The sequence below is a fragment of the Rugamonas rivuli genome (assembly GCF_009380165.1).
Lineage (GTDB): Bacteria > Pseudomonadota > Gammaproteobacteria > Burkholderiales > Burkholderiaceae_D > Rugamonas > Rugamonas rivuli.
Window position 1 is genome coordinate 141017 of the sequence record NZ_WHUF01000002.1, and the last position, 15025, is coordinate 156041.

Consider the following 15025-nt stretch of genomic DNA (forward strand, 5'->3'; position numbering starts at 1 on the left):
CAGATTTCCACGACGCGGCAAAAAAATCCGGCGCAACTGTTGTGACAATAAATTAAGTAAGTAATACTTAAGTTGAAACTTTTGCATGTCTTGTTCGCAACGCATGCCTGTTTCGTCGAGCATATTTGTTCTTGCTGCACAGGGAAAACGGACCTTTCGGATCAACAATAAAATTAAGGGTATAGCAGGCATGAAACTTTCAGTGAATCCGTCATCGACTCCCCGCCTCAAAAAGGCCAGGGCAACGCTGCGTCCTACCGCTGGACGCATGTTATTCGCTTTCATGGCACTGGGCTGGACCGTCTCCGGCTCCGCCGCCGTCATCGCCGCAGAGGCGTCAGCCCAGAGCCAGCCTACCGGCGACTTCTGGCAAGACGTCGGCCCGGCCGGCGGCCGCACCGCGCAAGCCGCCGGCACCACCGGGCCGCGCCGCTTCCACGCCGCCAGCCTGAACCGCAACGGCCTGAAGAAGCTGGCCCAGTCGGCGCCGCTGGAGCGCACCGAGGCCGCCGCCGTCAGCCCGCTGATCATTTCCCTGCCGCACCCGGACGGCGGCTACCAGCGCTTCGCCATCGTCGATTCGCCTATCATGGAAGCCGGCCTCGCCGCCAAGCACCCTGAAATCAAGACCTACGCCGGCAAGGGCATCGATGACCCGAACGCCAGCCTGCGCATGGACATCACGCCGCTGGGCCTGCACGCTTCGGTGCGCACGCCGAAGGGCGCCTGGTATGTCGATCCGCAAACCGCGCTGGACGACAGCGTCTACAACAGCTATCACAGCCGCGACCTGGCGAACGCCCACGGCGCCTTGCGCGAAGCACCGCTGACCGAGGCGCAGATCGCCGTGTCGCAGGGCTTCTACCACGCCGACGACAAGGTCCAGGTGCGCGGCGCCGGCTTCACGCCGGGCGCTTCGGTGACGGTTTCGGTGCGCAACGAAGGCGACACCGGCAGCCGCCAGAGCGTGGTTGTCACCGCCGACGCGGAAGGCGTGATCAACACCACGCTGGTGGCCGATCCATCGCGCAACACCGGCGCCTACGAAGTCGTCGCCAGCGACGGCACGTCGTCCAGCACCGTGGCCTACCACGTGGTGGACGATCTGGCCGCGGCCGCGCCCGCCTCCGGCAACCAGCTGCGCACCTATCGCCTGGCGCTGGTAACGGACCCATCCTACGCAACCTATTTCGGCGGCTCGGCCAATGTCACGGCGGCCAAGGTCACGCTGATCAACCGCGTGACCCAGGTCTATGAAGACGAGACCGCGATCCGCCTGGTGCTGATCAACGCCACCGACGCGCTGAACCTGGACACCGCCGCGCAGATGACCGGCGCCAACGGCCCATGCGGCGCCGCCGCCTGCTTCACCGCCAGCCAGTCGTCCAGCTGCGGCAGCAGCACGCTGACCCGTAACCGCATCGTCGCCGGCTTGCTGGCCGGCGCCCGCAACTTCGATGTCGGCCACATCGCACTGGGCCTGAACGGCGGCGGCATCGCCAGCCTGGGCGTGGTCGGCGGCAACAGCAAGGCGCAGGGTTGCACCGGCATTCCCACCCCGGTCGGCGACTTCTACGCGGTCGATTATGTGGCGCACGAACTGGGCCACCAGTTTGCCGGCAACCACACCTTCAACGGCGTGATCAGCAATTGCTCGGGCGGCAACCGCAACGCCGGCACCTCGGTGGAACCCGGCAGCGGCTCGTCGATCATGGCCTACGCCGGCATTTGCGGCACCGACAACCTGCAAACCCACAGCGATGCCTATTGGTCGCAACGCAGCTTCGATGAGATCGTCACCTACACCTCGGGCGCCGAAAGCACGCTCAACGAAGTGCAGCAGCTGGCGTTGACCAACTTCGGCGGCACCCAGCAGTTCAAGCTGCGCTACAACGGCAACGATACGCCGGCCATCATCAACGGCACCAACTACACCACGGCCGGCGTCAAGGCGGCGATCCAGGCCATCAGCGGCTGGCCTGCGGGCGCCACCGTCACCGTCAGCTCGCTGAGCGCCACCGGCGCAACGATCACCTTCGGCGGCACGCTGGCCGGCACCCCGGCCGACGTGCTGCAGGTGGTGGCTTGCAGCGGCGGTTGCAGCGGCTATGTCGGCGAGATCGCCGTCGGCGGCGCCACCACCCGTCGCGGTTCGCTGTCGTTCACCGGCAATACCACGCCGGTCGTCAGCGTGCCGGCCGGCTACACCATTCCGGTGCGCACGCCGTTCGCATTGACCGGCAGCGCCACCGATGGCGAAGGCGACACCCTGACCTACTTGTGGGAGCAGAACGACCGCGCCTCCGCCAACGGCACCGGCTTGATCAGCAACAGCAAGGTCGACGGTCCGCTGTTCCGCCAGTTCGGCGTACAGGCCGTGGTCAGCAACGCCGACACCATCAAGTATGGTTCGCCGGGCGAAAACCACGTCACCACCAATCCGACCCGCGTGTTCCCGGACCTGGCGCAGATCCTGGTCAACAACACCAATGCTGAAACCGGTGTTTGCCCGACCGCCGCCGCGACGCCAACCGCCGCCGACATTGCGTGCTTCTCGGAATACCTGCCGACCGCCGCCTACGTGGGCTACAACGCCAACGCCAATCCGGCCGCGCTGAACTTCCGCCTGACGGTGCGCGACGGCCGTGGCGGCGTGGGCAACGCCAGCACCAAGCTGACCCTGGCTCCGAGCGCCGGTCCCTTCCTGGTGACGTCGCCGAACAGCGCAGTCTCGGTGGATGCCGGTTCGACCCAGACCGTGACCTGGTCCGTGGCCAACACCGACGTCGCACCGGTGAACACCGCCAACGTGAAGATCACGCTGTCCACCGACGGCGGCAACACCTACCCGTACACGCTGGCGGAAAGCACCGCCAACAACGGCAGCAAGTCGGTCACGCTGCCGCTGGTGGCCAGCACCACGGCGCGCGTCAAGGTGGAAGCGGTCGGCAACATCTTCTTCGATGTGTCGAACGCTGACTTCACGATCCGCCTGGTGGGCGACATCAATGCCGACGGCGCCGTCAATTGCGACGACTATGCCATCGTCAAGGCGTCGCTGGGCAAGCGCACCGGCCAGGCCGGCTTCGATGTCCGCGCCGATCTGAACAAGGACGGCCTGGTGGATGCACGCGACCTGGCGGTCGTGTCGCAACGCATCGCCGGCGGTTGCCGTCTGTAAGCCTACCTGCTGTCGGCGCCGCTTGATGGCGGCGCCGATGCCGAATCTAAGCCCGATGGGCAAAGGAAAATGAATATGTTGAGTTTGAATAAATGGAAATACCAGGCCGGTGCCGCGCTGCTGGCCGCCGCTTTCGCCGCACCGTCGGCCTACGCCGCCGATCCGTCGCTGAGCATCGTCGCCACGCCATCGACCGGCGTGGTCGGCTCGACCATCGACCTGGACATCCGCATCGCCGACGTGACGGATTTGTACAGCTACAATTTCTCGCTGGTGTTTAACCCGTCCTACCTGCAAGTGACGGGCGCGAGCGAGGGCAGCTTCCTGGGCACGGGCGGCGGCGCCACCGACTTCGGCGTGGTCGACCTGAACGGCACGCCGGGACTGGTGTCCTATGTGTACGGCGCGAAATTCGGCGCCGTGCCAGGCGAGAGCGGCAGCGGCAGCCTGGCGCACCTGAGCTTCAAGGTGATCGGCGCCGGCACCAGCACCCTGGGCTTCTCCGACGTCGGCTTCTTCAATTTCGCCGGCAACGACATCGCACCGCAATACGGCGCGCTGACGCTGGTGACGACCGCCGTGCCGGAACCTGAAACCTATCTGATGATGGGTGTCGGCCTGATCGGCCTGGCGGCATTGCGCCGCCGTCGCGCGGGCTAAGGCCGCGCAGCGCTGCCGCTACCCTGCGGCGGCAGCGCTTCATACTTCTTCAGCAGTACCGGCAGGCGCTTGCGGCCCTTGCTGCCCATCCAGTTCCACATCTCTTCCACGGCCGCGCCGTGCGAGCCGTAGTAATCCTTGTTGACCATCAACCACAGCGAGTGCGAACTCCACAGCTGTTCCAGCCGCACCAGATCCTTGCCGTATTCGCGCGCCAGCACCTCGTCCATATCGCCGGGCACGTTCAGCGACATGGCGACGGCGTCGACGCGGTGGCGCTTGAGCTTGTCGAAATTGCGGCGCGCGTCGGCGGCGCCGTCGTCCACGGCCAGGCCGGCCGCGCGCAGATCGCCGGCAAACGAGACGCCGTGCGTGACGCCCACCCGCCGCTTGTGCAGGAAGCCGGGCAGGTCGCGCTCGGCCGCCGCCCGGTCGGCCGCGCGCACGATGATCACCGTGTAGTGCTGCAGGCCGCGCATCGGATCGGGCTTGCCGTCGGCGCCGCGTGGATAGACCACGGACGGCAGGCCGGCCGGCGGCGACGCCAGCGCGGTGGCGTCGATCTGGCCGGCGTTCACCGCCAGCAGCAGGCGCGCGGTCGGCAGGCGCACCAGTTCGGTCTTGCAGCCCGCCGCCGCAGCCATTTCGTTCAGCAGGTCGACGGTGGCGCCGGGCGCCGCCGGGATCGTATCCGTGCCGATGAAATAGGGCGGGGCGTTTTGCGAGGTGTAGCCGATGCGCAGCACGCAGGCATCTGCTCCGGCGCTCAGCAGAACAAGTAGTGAGGTGATGAAAGGGCGTCTGAGGTTCATGAATTATGAATGATCACTTGCCTTTTGGCTGATTGATAGCCATGAATTTAAATCATATAGTGATTGCACTACCCACCCACTCAGGAGCCTAACATGAACACCAGCACCACGATTCTTCGCCGCACCATGCTTGCCGCCGCACTGGTTTTGAGCACCGGCCTGGCCGCCGCAGCCGCCGCCCCGATCGACGTCAAGGTCGCCGGGTTCACCGACAAATACGCGCAAGTCAACGGCGTCAAGCTGCACTACAAGATCGGCGGCCAGGGCAGCCCGGTCGTGCTGCTGCACGGCTACGGCCAGACCGGCCATATGTGGACGCCCGCGATGGCCGAACTGGTCAAGCGCCACACCGTCATCGTGCCCGACCTGCGCGGCGCCGGCGGTTCGGAAAAACCGGAGAGCGGCTACGACAAGAAAACCATGGCCACCGACATCCATGAACTGGTCAAAGGCATCAGCAAGGAGCCCGCCGCCGTGGTCGGCCACGACATCGGCCTGATGGTGGCCTACGGCTACGCCGCCCAGTTCCCGGCCGACACCAGCAAGCTGGTGTTGATGGACGCCTTCATCCCGGGCGTCGGCGACTGGCGCAACGCCTTCCCGGCCAAGGCCGTGTGGCACTTCCACTTCTACGGCGAAACGCCGCTGGCGCTGGTGAAGGGCCGCGAACGCATTTACTTCGAACACTTCTGGAACGACTTCTCGGCCGATAAAACCAAGTCGGTCAAGGAAGCGGACCGCAAGCTGTACACCGCGGCCTATGCCCAGCCGGGCGGCATGCGCGCCGGCTTCGCCTACTTCAGTGACTTCGAACGCGACGCCGCCGACTTCGGCCCGCTGTCGCAGACCAAGCTGACCATGCCGGTGCTGACGCTGGCCGGCCAGTACTCGGCCGGCGAATTCCTCGGCAAGCAGGTCGGCACCGTGGCCACCAATGTGAAGAGCGTGATCGTCCAGGGCTCGGGCCACTGGCTGATCGACGAAGCGCCGGAGCAAGTGGTGCCGGCCATCGTGGGCTTCATCGACCAGTAATCCATCTGTCGCGCCGGCCTCCGGGCCGGCGCGCGATGCCGGCAATAAAAAAATTAAAAAATATTTTAAAAAGTCTGTCGATTTGGTTCGTGCTGCTTCGTCGTGGAGGTAGAGTGAGCGTTTCACTCGGTTCAACCCACACTTCAAGGAGAGCACCATGACTGCAAAAGTAGATCCTATCCCTCAAGGCATGCACAGCGTCACCCCGCATCTGGTGGTTGACGGCGCGGCGGCGGCCATCGAGTTCTACAAAAAAGCCTTCAGCGCCGTCGAGACCGCGCGCATGGGCGGCCCCGACGGCAAGATCATGCACGCCGCCGTGCGCATCGGCGATTCTCAGGTCATGCTGGTGGACGAGTTCCCCGACTTCGGCAACCTCGGCCCCCTCAAGCTCAAGGGCAGCCCGGTGACGCTGCACATCTACGTGCCCGATGCCGACGCCACCTACGCCCAGGCGATCGACGCCGGCGCCACCGCCAGGATGCCGCCGGCCGACATGTTCTGGGGCGACCGCTACGGCCAGGTCACGGATCCGTTCGGCCACGTCTGGTCGATCGCCACCCACGTCAAGGACATGACGCCGGAAGAAATGGGCGAAGCCATGAAACAGCAAATGCCTAACTGCGGCTAAGGGGAGAATGACATGCGCTTCATGATTATCGTTAAAGCCACCGAGGATTCCGAGGCCGGCAAGATGCCGAGCACCGAGCTGCTGACGGCGATGGGCAAGTTCAACGAAGAGCTGGTCAGCGCCGGCGTGCTGCTGGCCGGCGAGGGCGTGCATCCCAGCTCCAAGGGCGCGCGCATCCGCTACGACGGCGCCACGCGCACCGTCACCGACGGTCCGTTCGCCGAAACCAAGGAGCTGATCGCCGGCTTCTGGCTGCTGCAGGTGAAGTCCAAGGAAGAGGCCATCGAGTGGATGAAGCGCTGCCCGAATCCGTTCGACGTGCCGTCGGAAATCGAAATCCGCCAGGTGTTCGAGATGGAGGATTTCGGCGAGGTCGCCACGCCGGAGCTGGTCGCGCAGGAAGAAGCCTTGCGCGCCCGCCTGTGATGCTGCTACCTTAGCGGAAAAAAGGAGCATGCGATGGAATTCATGATACTGCGCCGCGCCAACCAGAGCACCGAACGCGGCCAACAGCCGCCGGCGCTGGAGCCGGGAACTTTTCTCAAGCCCAGCACCGAGGCGGTGCGCCTGTTGCGCCGCGGCGGCGAGTGGAGCCAGCTGCACGGGCCGTTCGCGCCCAGGGAACTGGTGGCCGGCTTCACGCTGATCGAGGCGGCATCGAAAGAGGATGCGATCGAGCAGGTGCGCTGGTGGCCCTTGTTCGACAGCGGCGCAGTGTATGAAATCCGCGACGCCGGCTGTGCCGGCAATTGCCACGGCTTCGACGAGCGCGGCACGGTGGAGGGCAACGTCCCGCGCCGTGACGAGGCCTTGACGCGCTACGTCATCTTCATCCGCTCCGACGCCGGCGCCGAGGCCGACCTGGTGCCGCCGCCGGAAGTCATCGATCGTATGAACGCCTACAACGAGGACGGCGTGCGGCAGGGCGTGCTGCTGGCGGGCGAAGGCCTCAAGGCCACCGCCACGGCCACGCGCGTCCATTTCGCCAATTCGAAAACCTCGGTGGTCGACGGTCCGTTCACCGAAGTGAAGGAACTGATCGCCGGCTACTGGATGGTGCAGGCGGCGTCGATGGAGGAGGCCATCGCCTGGGCCAAGGTCTACCCCTATCCCGGCGACGGCGACCTGACGCTGGAGATACGCGAAGCCTGCGAGCGCATCGCCCACCAGGAATTTACGCCGGAAATGCGCGCCGCCGAAGAGCGCCTGCGCGCCGAGCTGCTGGAAACGGAGCTGCGCGAAGCGTTCAAGAAAAAAGCCCGTGGCGGATAAGATCCACAAAATCGTCGAGGCGGTGTGGCGGATGGAGTCCGCCAAGATCATCGCCGTTCTGGCGCGCATGTTGCGCGATGTCGGCCAGGCCGAGGAGCTGGCGCAGGATGCGCTGGTGCTGGCGCTGGAGCGCTGGCCCGAAAGCGGCGTGCCCGACCAGCCGGCCGCGTGGCTGACCACGGTCGCCAAGAACCGCGCGCTGGATGTGCTGCGCCGCCGCCAGATGCATCAGGAAAAAGAAGCGGAGCTCACCTACGAAATCGAAGGCGTGCTGCAGGACGCCGCGCCCAACCTCGACGCCGCCGTGGCCGATGCGCTGGAAAACGATATCGGCGACGACCTGCTGCGGCTGGTGTTCGTGGCCTGCCACCCGGTGCTGCCCACCGACGGCCGCGTGGCGCTGACGCTGCGCCTGCTGGGCGGCTTGAGCACCGAGGAAATCGCCCGCGCCTTCCTGGTGCCGGAGGCGACGGTGGCGCAGCGCATCGTGCGCGCCAAGCGCACGCTGGCCGAGGCCAAGGTGCCGTTCGAAGCGCCGCGCGCGCACGAGCTGGTCGAGCGGCTGGCGTCGGTGCTGCAAGTGATCTACCTGATCTACAACGAAGGCTATTCCGCCAGCGCCGGCGCCGACTGGATGCGGCCGGCCCTGTGCGAGGAAGCGCTGCGGCTGGGCCGCATCCTGGCCGAGCTGGCGCCGGACGAGGCGGAAGTGCACGGCCTGGTGGCGCTGATGGAGATCCAGTCGTCGCGCGCCCGCGCCCGCGTCGGCCCGGGCGGCGAACCTATCCTGCTGCTGGAGCAGGACCGTTCGCGCTGGGACCAGCTACTGATACGGCGCGGCCTGGCGGCATTGGCGCGCGCCGAGCAGACCGGGCGCGGCCTCGGTTCCTACGGCGTGCAGGCGGCCATCGCGGCCTGCCATGCGCGCGCGCTGCGCGCCGCCGATACCGACTGGCAGCGCATCGCCGCGCTGTACGACGCCTTGTCGCAGCTGGCGCCGTCGCCGGTGGTGGAGTTGAACCGCGCGGTGGCGCTGTCCATGGCCTTCGGGCCGGCGGCGGGATTGGAAGTGGTGGATGGCTTGATGGAGGTGGCGGCGCTGAAGCACTACCATCTGCTGCCCAGCGTGCGCGGCGATTTCCTGGCCAAGCTGGGACGGCACGGCGAGGCCCGCCTCGAATTCGAACGCGCGGCGCAGTTGACGCAGAACGAGCGCGAACGCACCCTGCTGCTGGCGCGCGCCGCCGCGCAATAAAAAAGCCCGCGTAGTGCGGGCTTACGTAGGGTTTCGATCTATCATTTTATGGGTGCCTATCCGTCTTAGAGTCGCCACCTCTCCGTCGATCTCAAGGGAAATTTTGTGGGAGTGATTTGAAAATACGTCGATCGTGTACACCTTTGGATTCTTGAATCCAGAAAGCGGATGGAGTCGCCGCATCGTGGGGATAGGGTCTTTTTGAAGGTCTCTCACCGCTTCCTTCACTTCCTTCTGAATATCAACCGGAAGCGCTTTAAGATCCCTCGCGAACTTTGGATGGAATTTTATTGACGTGATCAGAATGCGGCATCGCAATTACACACCTATTGCCTTGAAGAGCTCGTCAACGTTCGCGAACGAACCAGGCACAACCTCTTCTGCCTCCGCGATGTGCTCGCCAACAATCCAGGCTAATGTGTTCAGGTTGTTGTGGAACGCTGCAACTTGATCCAGTAGTGCATCGTACGACGCGACGATGCCATCCTCTTCAGTAAGGCGACAGTCATCGATAGCGCACTGGCGCTTTACGACCAAAAGTCCGTAGTATTCATCGGCGAGTGCCGCAGACTTTGAGAAGACGGACTCCAGTTCATTCAGTCCCTTCGTCGTGGGAAATACAGTCTTTTGCAGAGTTTGGATGTAATGATCCATCGCCAACGCCATAGCTTGAAACTTCACGGTTTTATCCGCGAGCGCATCCACAGTTTCATCGATTTTTCCGAGGAGACTAAGATCTCGAGCTTGGGGGATGGCATTTATGACTTGGCGCCCCAATGCGCCTAGCTTCCGTAATTCAGTTGCTGACATTTTGACCTCCTAACGGAGTTCCAGTAGGTATTTGGGTAAGTATAGGGTACTGGAGCAAATTCGCGTGTGAGGGAGGTCACAATATTGAGTGCCATGCTGGATTTATTGAAAAAATGGCAATTAGTTGGGTCTATTCGCATAAAAAAAGCTGGCCCCCACGGGAGTTAAGGGCCAGCAAACCTTGGTACAACAGACTCTTACAACAACCTCTTTACAACTTCAAACTACCCATTACAGCTTGGCGCGCAGACCCAGGTAGAAGGTGCGGCCGTTCGAGTAGAACGCGCGCGGCTGGTCAGGCGTTTCCGCATACATCTTGATGGTGGTGTTGGTCAGGTTCAGCGCATCGAAGGTGACGGTCAGCTGCTCGTTGATCTTGTAGTTCAACGAAGCGGCCAGGTTGCCCGCGCCCTTCACGTGCTGGCTGGCGCCACGGTCCACGCCGGCCTTGTAGCTGGAGCGGTAGTTGTAAGCCAGGCGCGCACTGAACTTCGCATCCTCATAGAAGCCGGTGATGTTGTAGGTGCTCTTCGACGAGTTCAGCAGCTCGGAACCGTCGGCCAGCTTGCCATCCGCGTAGGTGTAGTTGGCCAGCACGCCGAAGCTGTTGAACAGCGGCTGCTGGTAGCTCAGCTCCACGCCCTTGTTCTTGCCGCTGGTGTTGAATGGCGAAGTGATCTGGTACTCCGTCATCTTGTTTTGCTTGTTGTTGAAGAAGGTGCCCACGCTGCCACCCTGCGCCACCACCGACACCAGATCCATGTAGAACAGGCCTGCCGACAGCGAGGATTTCGGCGCGAAGTACCACTCGGCGCTGACTTCCGCGTTGTTGGAACGTACCGGATCGAGCTTGACGTTGCCGCCGGTGGCGCTGAGCGCGTCGTCGTTCAGCGATACCGAGCCGCCCAGCGCGCTGTAGTCGGGACGCGAGATCGCCCGCGACAACGCACCACGTACCACCAGGTCTTTGTTCACGTCGTACTTGATGTTGGCGCTAGGCAGAACGTCGTTGTAGGTGCGTTCGAACGTGGTCGGGGTGTAGTCGCCGAAGGCCGAGCCTTTGATCGGGTTGGTGCCGCCGGACAGGTTGACGATCGAGGTCTGCTTGGTGCGCACGCCGCGCAGGCCGACGTTGCCGCTCCAGCTGTCGCCAGCCAGGTTGGCCATGCCGTACACCGCGGTGGTCTTCTCGTTGACCTTGAACTCGTCCTGCCAGTTGTGGCGCAGGACGAAGTCGATCACGCGGTTGCCCGGTACCGCGCCCCATGCGCCCAGCGCCGCGCCGTCATAGCGGAAGTAGGACGACGACAGGCCGCCGCCCAGGTTGGAGGCGAAGTCGCTCGGATACTGCTGGCCGCTCCATGCCGGGCCCGGATTGGTGGCGCCCAGCGGACCCAGTCGGGATTCCAGCGGGTGCTCGGCGCTGCGTTTGTGGTCGGTCAGGCGCACGCCGAACTTGACCGAGTCGAACACGCCCTGGCTGATGCGCAGGTCGCCGTCCAGCTGGGCGTAGTGTTCCTTGTCGATCGACTGCGATTCGCCGCCGCCGGCCCAGGCCGTGCTGCCAGGCGTGGTGGTTACGCCGCCGGGGTAGGAGACGGTGGCCGGGCTCAAGCCGTTCAGCTGGTAGTTCATGCCGCCGCTGACGTTGTTCTGGTAGTAGACGTCGCCGTGGTCCCAGCCTTCGCCGTGGGTCATGCCGGCCTTGCCGCTCAGGGTCAGGTCTTGCGTGGCGCGGTACTTGAAGTTGAAGTCGACGTAGTAGGCTTCGCCGCCCGCATCCGGACGGTAGATGTTGTCGACCTCGCCCGAGTTGGTGGCGAAGCTGGCGGCGGTGACGGTGCCGCCCTTGGTGGTGAAGGCGGTCGGCACCAGGTTGTCGCGGTTGAACGAGTTGCCGGGCGCCGCCAGCCAGTTGGTGTTCTGGTGCGGAGCGCTCAGCTTGGAGTAGAAGCCGTTCAGGTCCAGCGTCAGTTCCTTGCTCGGTTTGATTTCCACGTCGAAGGCGCCGCCTTCGCGTTTTTTCTTTTGCTCGAACAGCGATGCGCCGATGAAGGTCGGCACGTACAGGCCGGCCAGCGACGGATTGGCCTTGGCGGCCGCGCTGTTCTTGCCGATCGTCACATAGCCCAGCACTTCCTGGCCATCGCGGCGCACCGTGGTTTTTTCCGAGAAGGCTTGCACCAGCACGCCGGCGGTGTTGGTGTCGTTTTTCCAGTTGAACAGGCCGGAGAACTGCGGCTCGGTCTTCTTGGCCAGATCGTTGTACACGGCCTGTACCGACGCTTCCAGCGTCAGCGCTTTCTTGAATTCCAGCGGACGGCGGGTGATGACGTCGATGGCGCCGGAGACGCCGCCTTCGACCAGGTCGGCGGTCTGCGATTTATGCACGACGATGGAGCTGACCAGTTCGGACGGCAGCAGCGAGAAGCTGCTGGAACGGCCGACGTTGCCGCCGAATTGGTTCAGCACGAACCAGTCGCCGGTGCTGATGGCGTGGCCGTTGAACAGGGTTTGCTGCAGGGAAGGGCTGGTGCCGCGCAGGCTGACGCGGTCGTTCTCGCCGAAGCCGCCTTCGCCGCCGGCGGAGGACTGGATGTTGACGCCCGGCAGGCGCTGGATGGCGTCGGCGACGTTCTTGTCCGGCATCTTGCCGATGTCTTCGGCGGTGACGACTTCGACCACCGAGTCGGCATTGCGTTTTTGTTTCAGCGACTGTTCCAGGGCGGCGCGTACGCCCGAAACGGTCACGATGGTTGGCGTTTCTTCAGGTTGCGTCGCCTGTTGCGCCATGGCCGGCGCCGCAAACACGGCGCTGGCGATCATCAAACCGACCGCGGCTGCGATCGGGGTCAGGCCGGCACGGGCCGGCGTCATAGTAGTTGCTGCGTGCTGTTGAAACTTCATTGCCAATCTCCAATATGGCCCTAGCTTGAGCCTGTTCACTTCTTGTGATGATGAATCTTTCGCAAGATTCCCCCTTGCAAACCAAACAACAAAACCAGTTCGATGCCAATATACTGTAAACAATGATACCAAAGCGCTACCAGTTACAAAATAATTGTGATTGTGGTGCTTTTTAGACAAAAAATGGCTTAGTATTCCCCTTGTTGGTGCAAAAAATTAAAAATACACCAATGTTTCTGCAATATTTTGGTACTAAATTGGTACTTGTTTGTGGGTAGAGGGAATCAAATGGTGACGCTAACCAACATCATGCAAGTGCTCAGCGAGAGCAGCAGCCTGCCGCTGTATCACCAGTTGCAGCGGGCCTTGCGCGAGGCCATCGCCCAGCGCGTGCTGCTGCCGGACGACGCCCTGCCGCCGGAACGCAAGCTGGCCACCGACCTGAACGTGTCGCGCCTGACGGTGCGCAAGGCGCTCGACGGCCTGGTGGCGGAGGGCTTGCTGGTGCGGCGTCCCGGTTCCGGCAACTTCATCAACCACACCCGCATCGAGCAGAATTTTTCCAAGCTCACGTCATTTTCCGAGGACATGCGCGCGCGCGGCCGCCGGCCCAGCAGCACCTGGGTGCACCGCGCGGTCGGCATCGCCACCAGCGAGGAGGCGGTGCGGCTGCGCCTGAGTCCGGGCGAGCAGGTCTACCGTTTCCACCGCATCCGCTTTGCCGACGACACGCCGATGTGCGTGGAGTACGCGACCGTGCCCGGCTGCTACCTGCCGTCGATGGAGTCGGTGGATAAATCGATGTATGAAGCGCTGAACCGCTACGGCAACCGGCCGGTGCGGGCCTTGCAGCGGCTGTCGGCGCTGCTGCTGAGCGCGGAGCAGGCGCGGCTGCTGGACGCGAAGGAGGCGGATGCGGGACTGGCCGTCGAACGTTTGGGTTTCCTGTCCGACGGCCGGGTGGTGGAATTTTGCCGCTCGTACTTCCGCGGCGACGCCTACGATTTCGTGGCGGAGCTCAGCTCGGTCTGAAGCTGCAGCTGCAGCCAGCCCAGCGCGTCTTCCCACAGCGGCTGGGCGCTGGCCCGGAAGTAGCCCATGTGGCCGATGGCGCCGATGCCGGCGCGGGCCGGATCGATGTCGGCGGTGGTGACGCTGGCGTTGCGGTAGCCGGCCATGAAGGCGTCGCGCGAGGCCGGCGGCGCCCACAGATCGTCCAGCGCGTTGACCGCCATCACCGGCATGCGCACGCGGTCGTAGCTGCTGCGGATGTCGCCCATCCTTGGATCGTCGAAGAAGTAGCGCGGGTAGCCGCACCAGCGCTTCCACTGGCGGTAGATGGACAGCGGCAAATCCTCTCCCATGCCCAGCTTGCTCCAGGCCAGGTAGCCATGCCAGCGCGTCAGCAGCGGGCCGGCGATGTGCCAGGTGATCCAGACCTTGATGCGTTCCAGCGGCGGCATCCAGCCGTGCCAGCCGGCGCTGGTGCCGAACAGGTAGCAGGCGGCGATCTTGTGCTGGTTGGGCAGCAGGCCGAGCGCGTGGCCGCCGTAGGAATGGCCGATCATCAGCAAGGGCAGCGGCTCGTCGGCCATGTAGTCGACGGCGGCGGCCAAGTCGAGCCGGCCCCAGTCCAGGAAGTCCACTTCGAAGCCCTTCAGTGTTGCCGGGCTGGACAGGCCGATGCCGCGATAATCCAGCGTCAGCACGCGGTAGCCGCGCGCGGCGGCGAATTCGGCGAAGCGGCGGTAGTAGCCCTGCGGTACGCCGGTGGCGCTGGCGACGATCAGCTGCGCCTGCGCCGCGCCGGCGGCCGGGTAGAGCGTGGCGACGACCGGGTAGCCGTCGGCCGCTGTCAGGGTGAGCTGCTTAGTCATGGGCGTTTCCTTGAAGTTGGGTGCGCAGCAGCGGGAACAGGGTGGCGCTGACCAGTTCCATCGGCGCCACGCTGCCGGCCACGCGGGCTTGCAGCAGCGCGCCTTCGTAGGCGGCCACGATCAGCGCGGCCAGGCCGGCGGCGTTGGCGATTTTCCCCGACGCCTGGAAGGCCTGCGCCAGTCGTTCGCGGATGGCGGCAAAGCCGTCGGCCAGCGCCTTGCGGATGGCGATGTCGTCCACTTCCGATTCCAGCGCCACCGTGGCCAGCGGGCAGCCGCGCTGGAAACCGCTGGCGGCCAGCAGTTGTTGGGCGCGGGCGGTCCATAGTTCCAGTGCGGCCACCGGGTCGGACGCGGTGGGCAGCAGCTTGTCGAGCAGGGCGCACAGTTCGGCCACCTGCTGTTCGATGGCGGCCACGGCCAGTTCGGTTTTACCGCCGGGGAAGTGGTGGTAGAGGCCGCCCTTGGGCGTGTCGGCGGCGGCCAGGATCTCGCTCAGGCCGACGCCGTGCAAGCCCTTGCGTTGCAGCGCGTCGCCCATGGCGCGGATAAGGCGGTCCCGGGTAGGTGGGGTGGTCATGGGTTTAC

Annotated in this window: 13 protein-coding genes; 8 read left to right on the forward strand and 5 right to left on the reverse strand. The window is 64.3% G+C overall.

From position 1 onward, the window contains the following. Positions 1-268 precede the first annotated feature (268 nt). Both GEV01_RS05820 and GEV01_RS05825 read left to right on the forward strand, forming a co-directional pair. Positions 269-3181 carry a M12 family metallo-peptidase gene (locus tag GEV01_RS05820; protein ID WP_235914256.1) on the forward strand — a complete coding sequence of 971 codons (2913 nt, stop codon included), beginning with the start codon at positions 269-271 and terminating at the stop codon, positions 3179-3181. A gap of 75 nt (positions 3182-3256) precedes the next feature. Next, positions 3257-3841 (forward strand): cohesin domain-containing protein, encoded by a 585-nt coding sequence (locus tag GEV01_RS05825; RefSeq protein WP_152802561.1) that lies wholly within the window; start codon positions 3257-3259, stop codon positions 3839-3841. Here the strand turns inward: GEV01_RS05825 and GEV01_RS05830 are convergent. Beyond that, positions 3838-4653 carry a substrate-binding periplasmic protein gene (locus tag GEV01_RS05830; protein ID WP_152802563.1) on the reverse strand — a complete coding sequence of 272 codons (816 nt, stop codon included), beginning with the start codon at positions 4651-4653 and terminating at the stop codon, positions 3838-3840. The genes GEV01_RS05825 and GEV01_RS05830 overlap by 4 nt on opposite strands. Before the next feature lie 93 nt (positions 4654-4746). On the opposite strand from GEV01_RS05830, the gene GEV01_RS05835 reads away from it, so the two are divergent. From GEV01_RS05835 to GEV01_RS05855, 5 genes are all read left to right on the forward strand, one after another. Then, the gene (locus GEV01_RS05835; RefSeq protein ID WP_152802565.1) at positions 4747-5685 is read left to right on the forward strand and encodes an alpha/beta fold hydrolase; all 939 of its coding nucleotides are present in this window, start codon (positions 4747-4749) and stop codon (positions 5683-5685) included. A 157-nt stretch (positions 5686-5842) separates the two neighbouring features. Continuing rightward, the gene (locus GEV01_RS05840) at positions 5843-6316 is read left to right on the forward strand and encodes a VOC family protein (RefSeq protein WP_152802567.1); all 474 of its coding nucleotides are present in this window, start codon (positions 5843-5845) and stop codon (positions 6314-6316) included. A gap of 12 nt (positions 6317-6328) precedes the next feature. After that, a complete protein-coding gene (locus GEV01_RS05845; protein WP_152802569.1) occupies positions 6329-6742 on the forward strand; it encodes a YciI family protein in 414 nt (137 codons plus the stop codon). 33 nt (positions 6743-6775) lie between these two features. After that, positions 6776-7588, forward strand: a complete 813-nt coding sequence (locus GEV01_RS05850) for a YciI family protein (protein ID WP_152802571.1) — start codon at positions 6776-6778, stop codon at positions 7586-7588. Between the two features lie 31 nt (positions 7589-7619). Continuing rightward, positions 7620-8843, forward strand: coding sequence for an RNA polymerase sigma factor (locus GEV01_RS05855; RefSeq protein ID WP_152803959.1), 1224 nt, complete (start codon positions 7620-7622; stop codon positions 8841-8843). A gap of 318 nt (positions 8844-9161) precedes the next feature. Here the strand turns inward: GEV01_RS05855 and GEV01_RS05860 are convergent, their stop codons facing one another. Then, on the reverse strand, positions 9162-9653 hold the full coding sequence (locus GEV01_RS05860; RefSeq protein ID WP_152802573.1) for a hypothetical protein: 492 nt from the start codon (positions 9651-9653) through the stop codon (positions 9162-9164). 231 nt (positions 9654-9884) lie between these two features. Continuing rightward, on the reverse strand, positions 9885-12560 hold the full coding sequence (locus GEV01_RS05865; RefSeq protein WP_152802575.1) for a TonB-dependent receptor: 2676 nt from the start codon (positions 12558-12560) through the stop codon (positions 9885-9887). A gap of 288 nt (positions 12561-12848) precedes the next feature. Here GEV01_RS05865 and GEV01_RS05870 point away from each other — a divergent pair, with 288 nt between their 5' ends. After that, entirely contained in the window at positions 12849-13592 is a 744-nt protein-coding gene (locus tag GEV01_RS05870) for a GntR family transcriptional regulator (RefSeq protein ID WP_152802577.1), read from the forward strand. On the opposite strand, the gene GEV01_RS05875 is transcribed toward GEV01_RS05870, so the two are convergent. Both GEV01_RS05875 and GEV01_RS05880 read right to left on the reverse strand, forming a co-directional pair. Continuing rightward, positions 13559-14437 (reverse strand): alpha/beta hydrolase family protein, encoded by an 879-nt coding sequence (locus GEV01_RS05875; protein WP_152802579.1) that lies wholly within the window; start codon positions 14435-14437, stop codon positions 13559-13561. The two genes, GEV01_RS05870 and GEV01_RS05875, sit on opposite strands and share 34 nt — an antisense overlap. Next, positions 14430-15017, reverse strand: coding sequence for a TetR/AcrR family transcriptional regulator (locus GEV01_RS05880; protein WP_235914257.1), 588 nt, complete (start codon positions 15015-15017; stop codon positions 14430-14432). The genes GEV01_RS05875 and GEV01_RS05880 overlap by 8 nt, the downstream gene beginning before the upstream one ends. Between the last annotated feature and the right edge of the window lie 8 nt (positions 15018-15025).

What these genes read in the sequence shown, in the direction of transcription:
- GEV01_RS05825 (WP_152802561.1), top strand. Translation starts at nt 3,257, where the DNA reads ATGTTGAGTTTGAATAAATGGAAATACCAGGCCGGTGCCGCGCTGCTG.
- GEV01_RS05835 (WP_152802565.1), top strand. Translation starts at nt 4,747, where the DNA reads ATGAACACCAGCACCACGATTCTTCGCCGCACCATGCTTGCCGCCGCA.
- GEV01_RS05875 (WP_152802579.1), bottom strand. Translation starts at nt 14,437, where the DNA reads ATGACTAAGCAGCTCACCCTGACAGCGGCCGACGGCTACCCGGTCGTC.
- GEV01_RS05860 (WP_152802573.1), bottom strand. Translation starts at nt 9,653, where the DNA reads ATGTCAGCAACTGAATTACGGAAGCTAGGCGCATTGGGGCGCCAAGTC.
- GEV01_RS05855 (WP_152803959.1), top strand. Translation starts at nt 7,620, where the DNA reads ATGGAGTCCGCCAAGATCATCGCCGTTCTGGCGCGCATGTTGCGCGAT.
- GEV01_RS05830 (WP_152802563.1), bottom strand. Translation starts at nt 4,653, where the DNA reads ATGAACCTCAGACGCCCTTTCATCACCTCACTACTTGTTCTGCTGAGC.
- GEV01_RS05840 (WP_152802567.1), top strand. Translation starts at nt 5,843, where the DNA reads ATGACTGCAAAAGTAGATCCTATCCCTCAAGGCATGCACAGCGTCACC.
- GEV01_RS05865 (WP_152802575.1), bottom strand. Translation starts at nt 12,560, where the DNA reads ATGAAGTTTCAACAGCACGCAGCAACTACTATGACGCCGGCCCGTGCC.
- GEV01_RS05820 (WP_235914256.1), top strand. Translation starts at nt 269, where the DNA reads ATGTTATTCGCTTTCATGGCACTGGGCTGGACCGTCTCCGGCTCCGCC.
- GEV01_RS05880 (WP_235914257.1), bottom strand. Translation starts at nt 15,017, where the DNA reads ATGACCACCCCACCTACCCGGGACCGCCTTATCCGCGCCATGGGCGAC.
- GEV01_RS05845 (WP_152802569.1), top strand. Translation starts at nt 6,329, where the DNA reads ATGCGCTTCATGATTATCGTTAAAGCCACCGAGGATTCCGAGGCCGGC.
- GEV01_RS05870 (WP_152802577.1), top strand. Translation starts at nt 12,849, where the DNA reads ATGGTGACGCTAACCAACATCATGCAAGTGCTCAGCGAGAGCAGCAGC.
- GEV01_RS05850 (WP_152802571.1), top strand. Translation starts at nt 6,776, where the DNA reads ATGGAATTCATGATACTGCGCCGCGCCAACCAGAGCACCGAACGCGGC.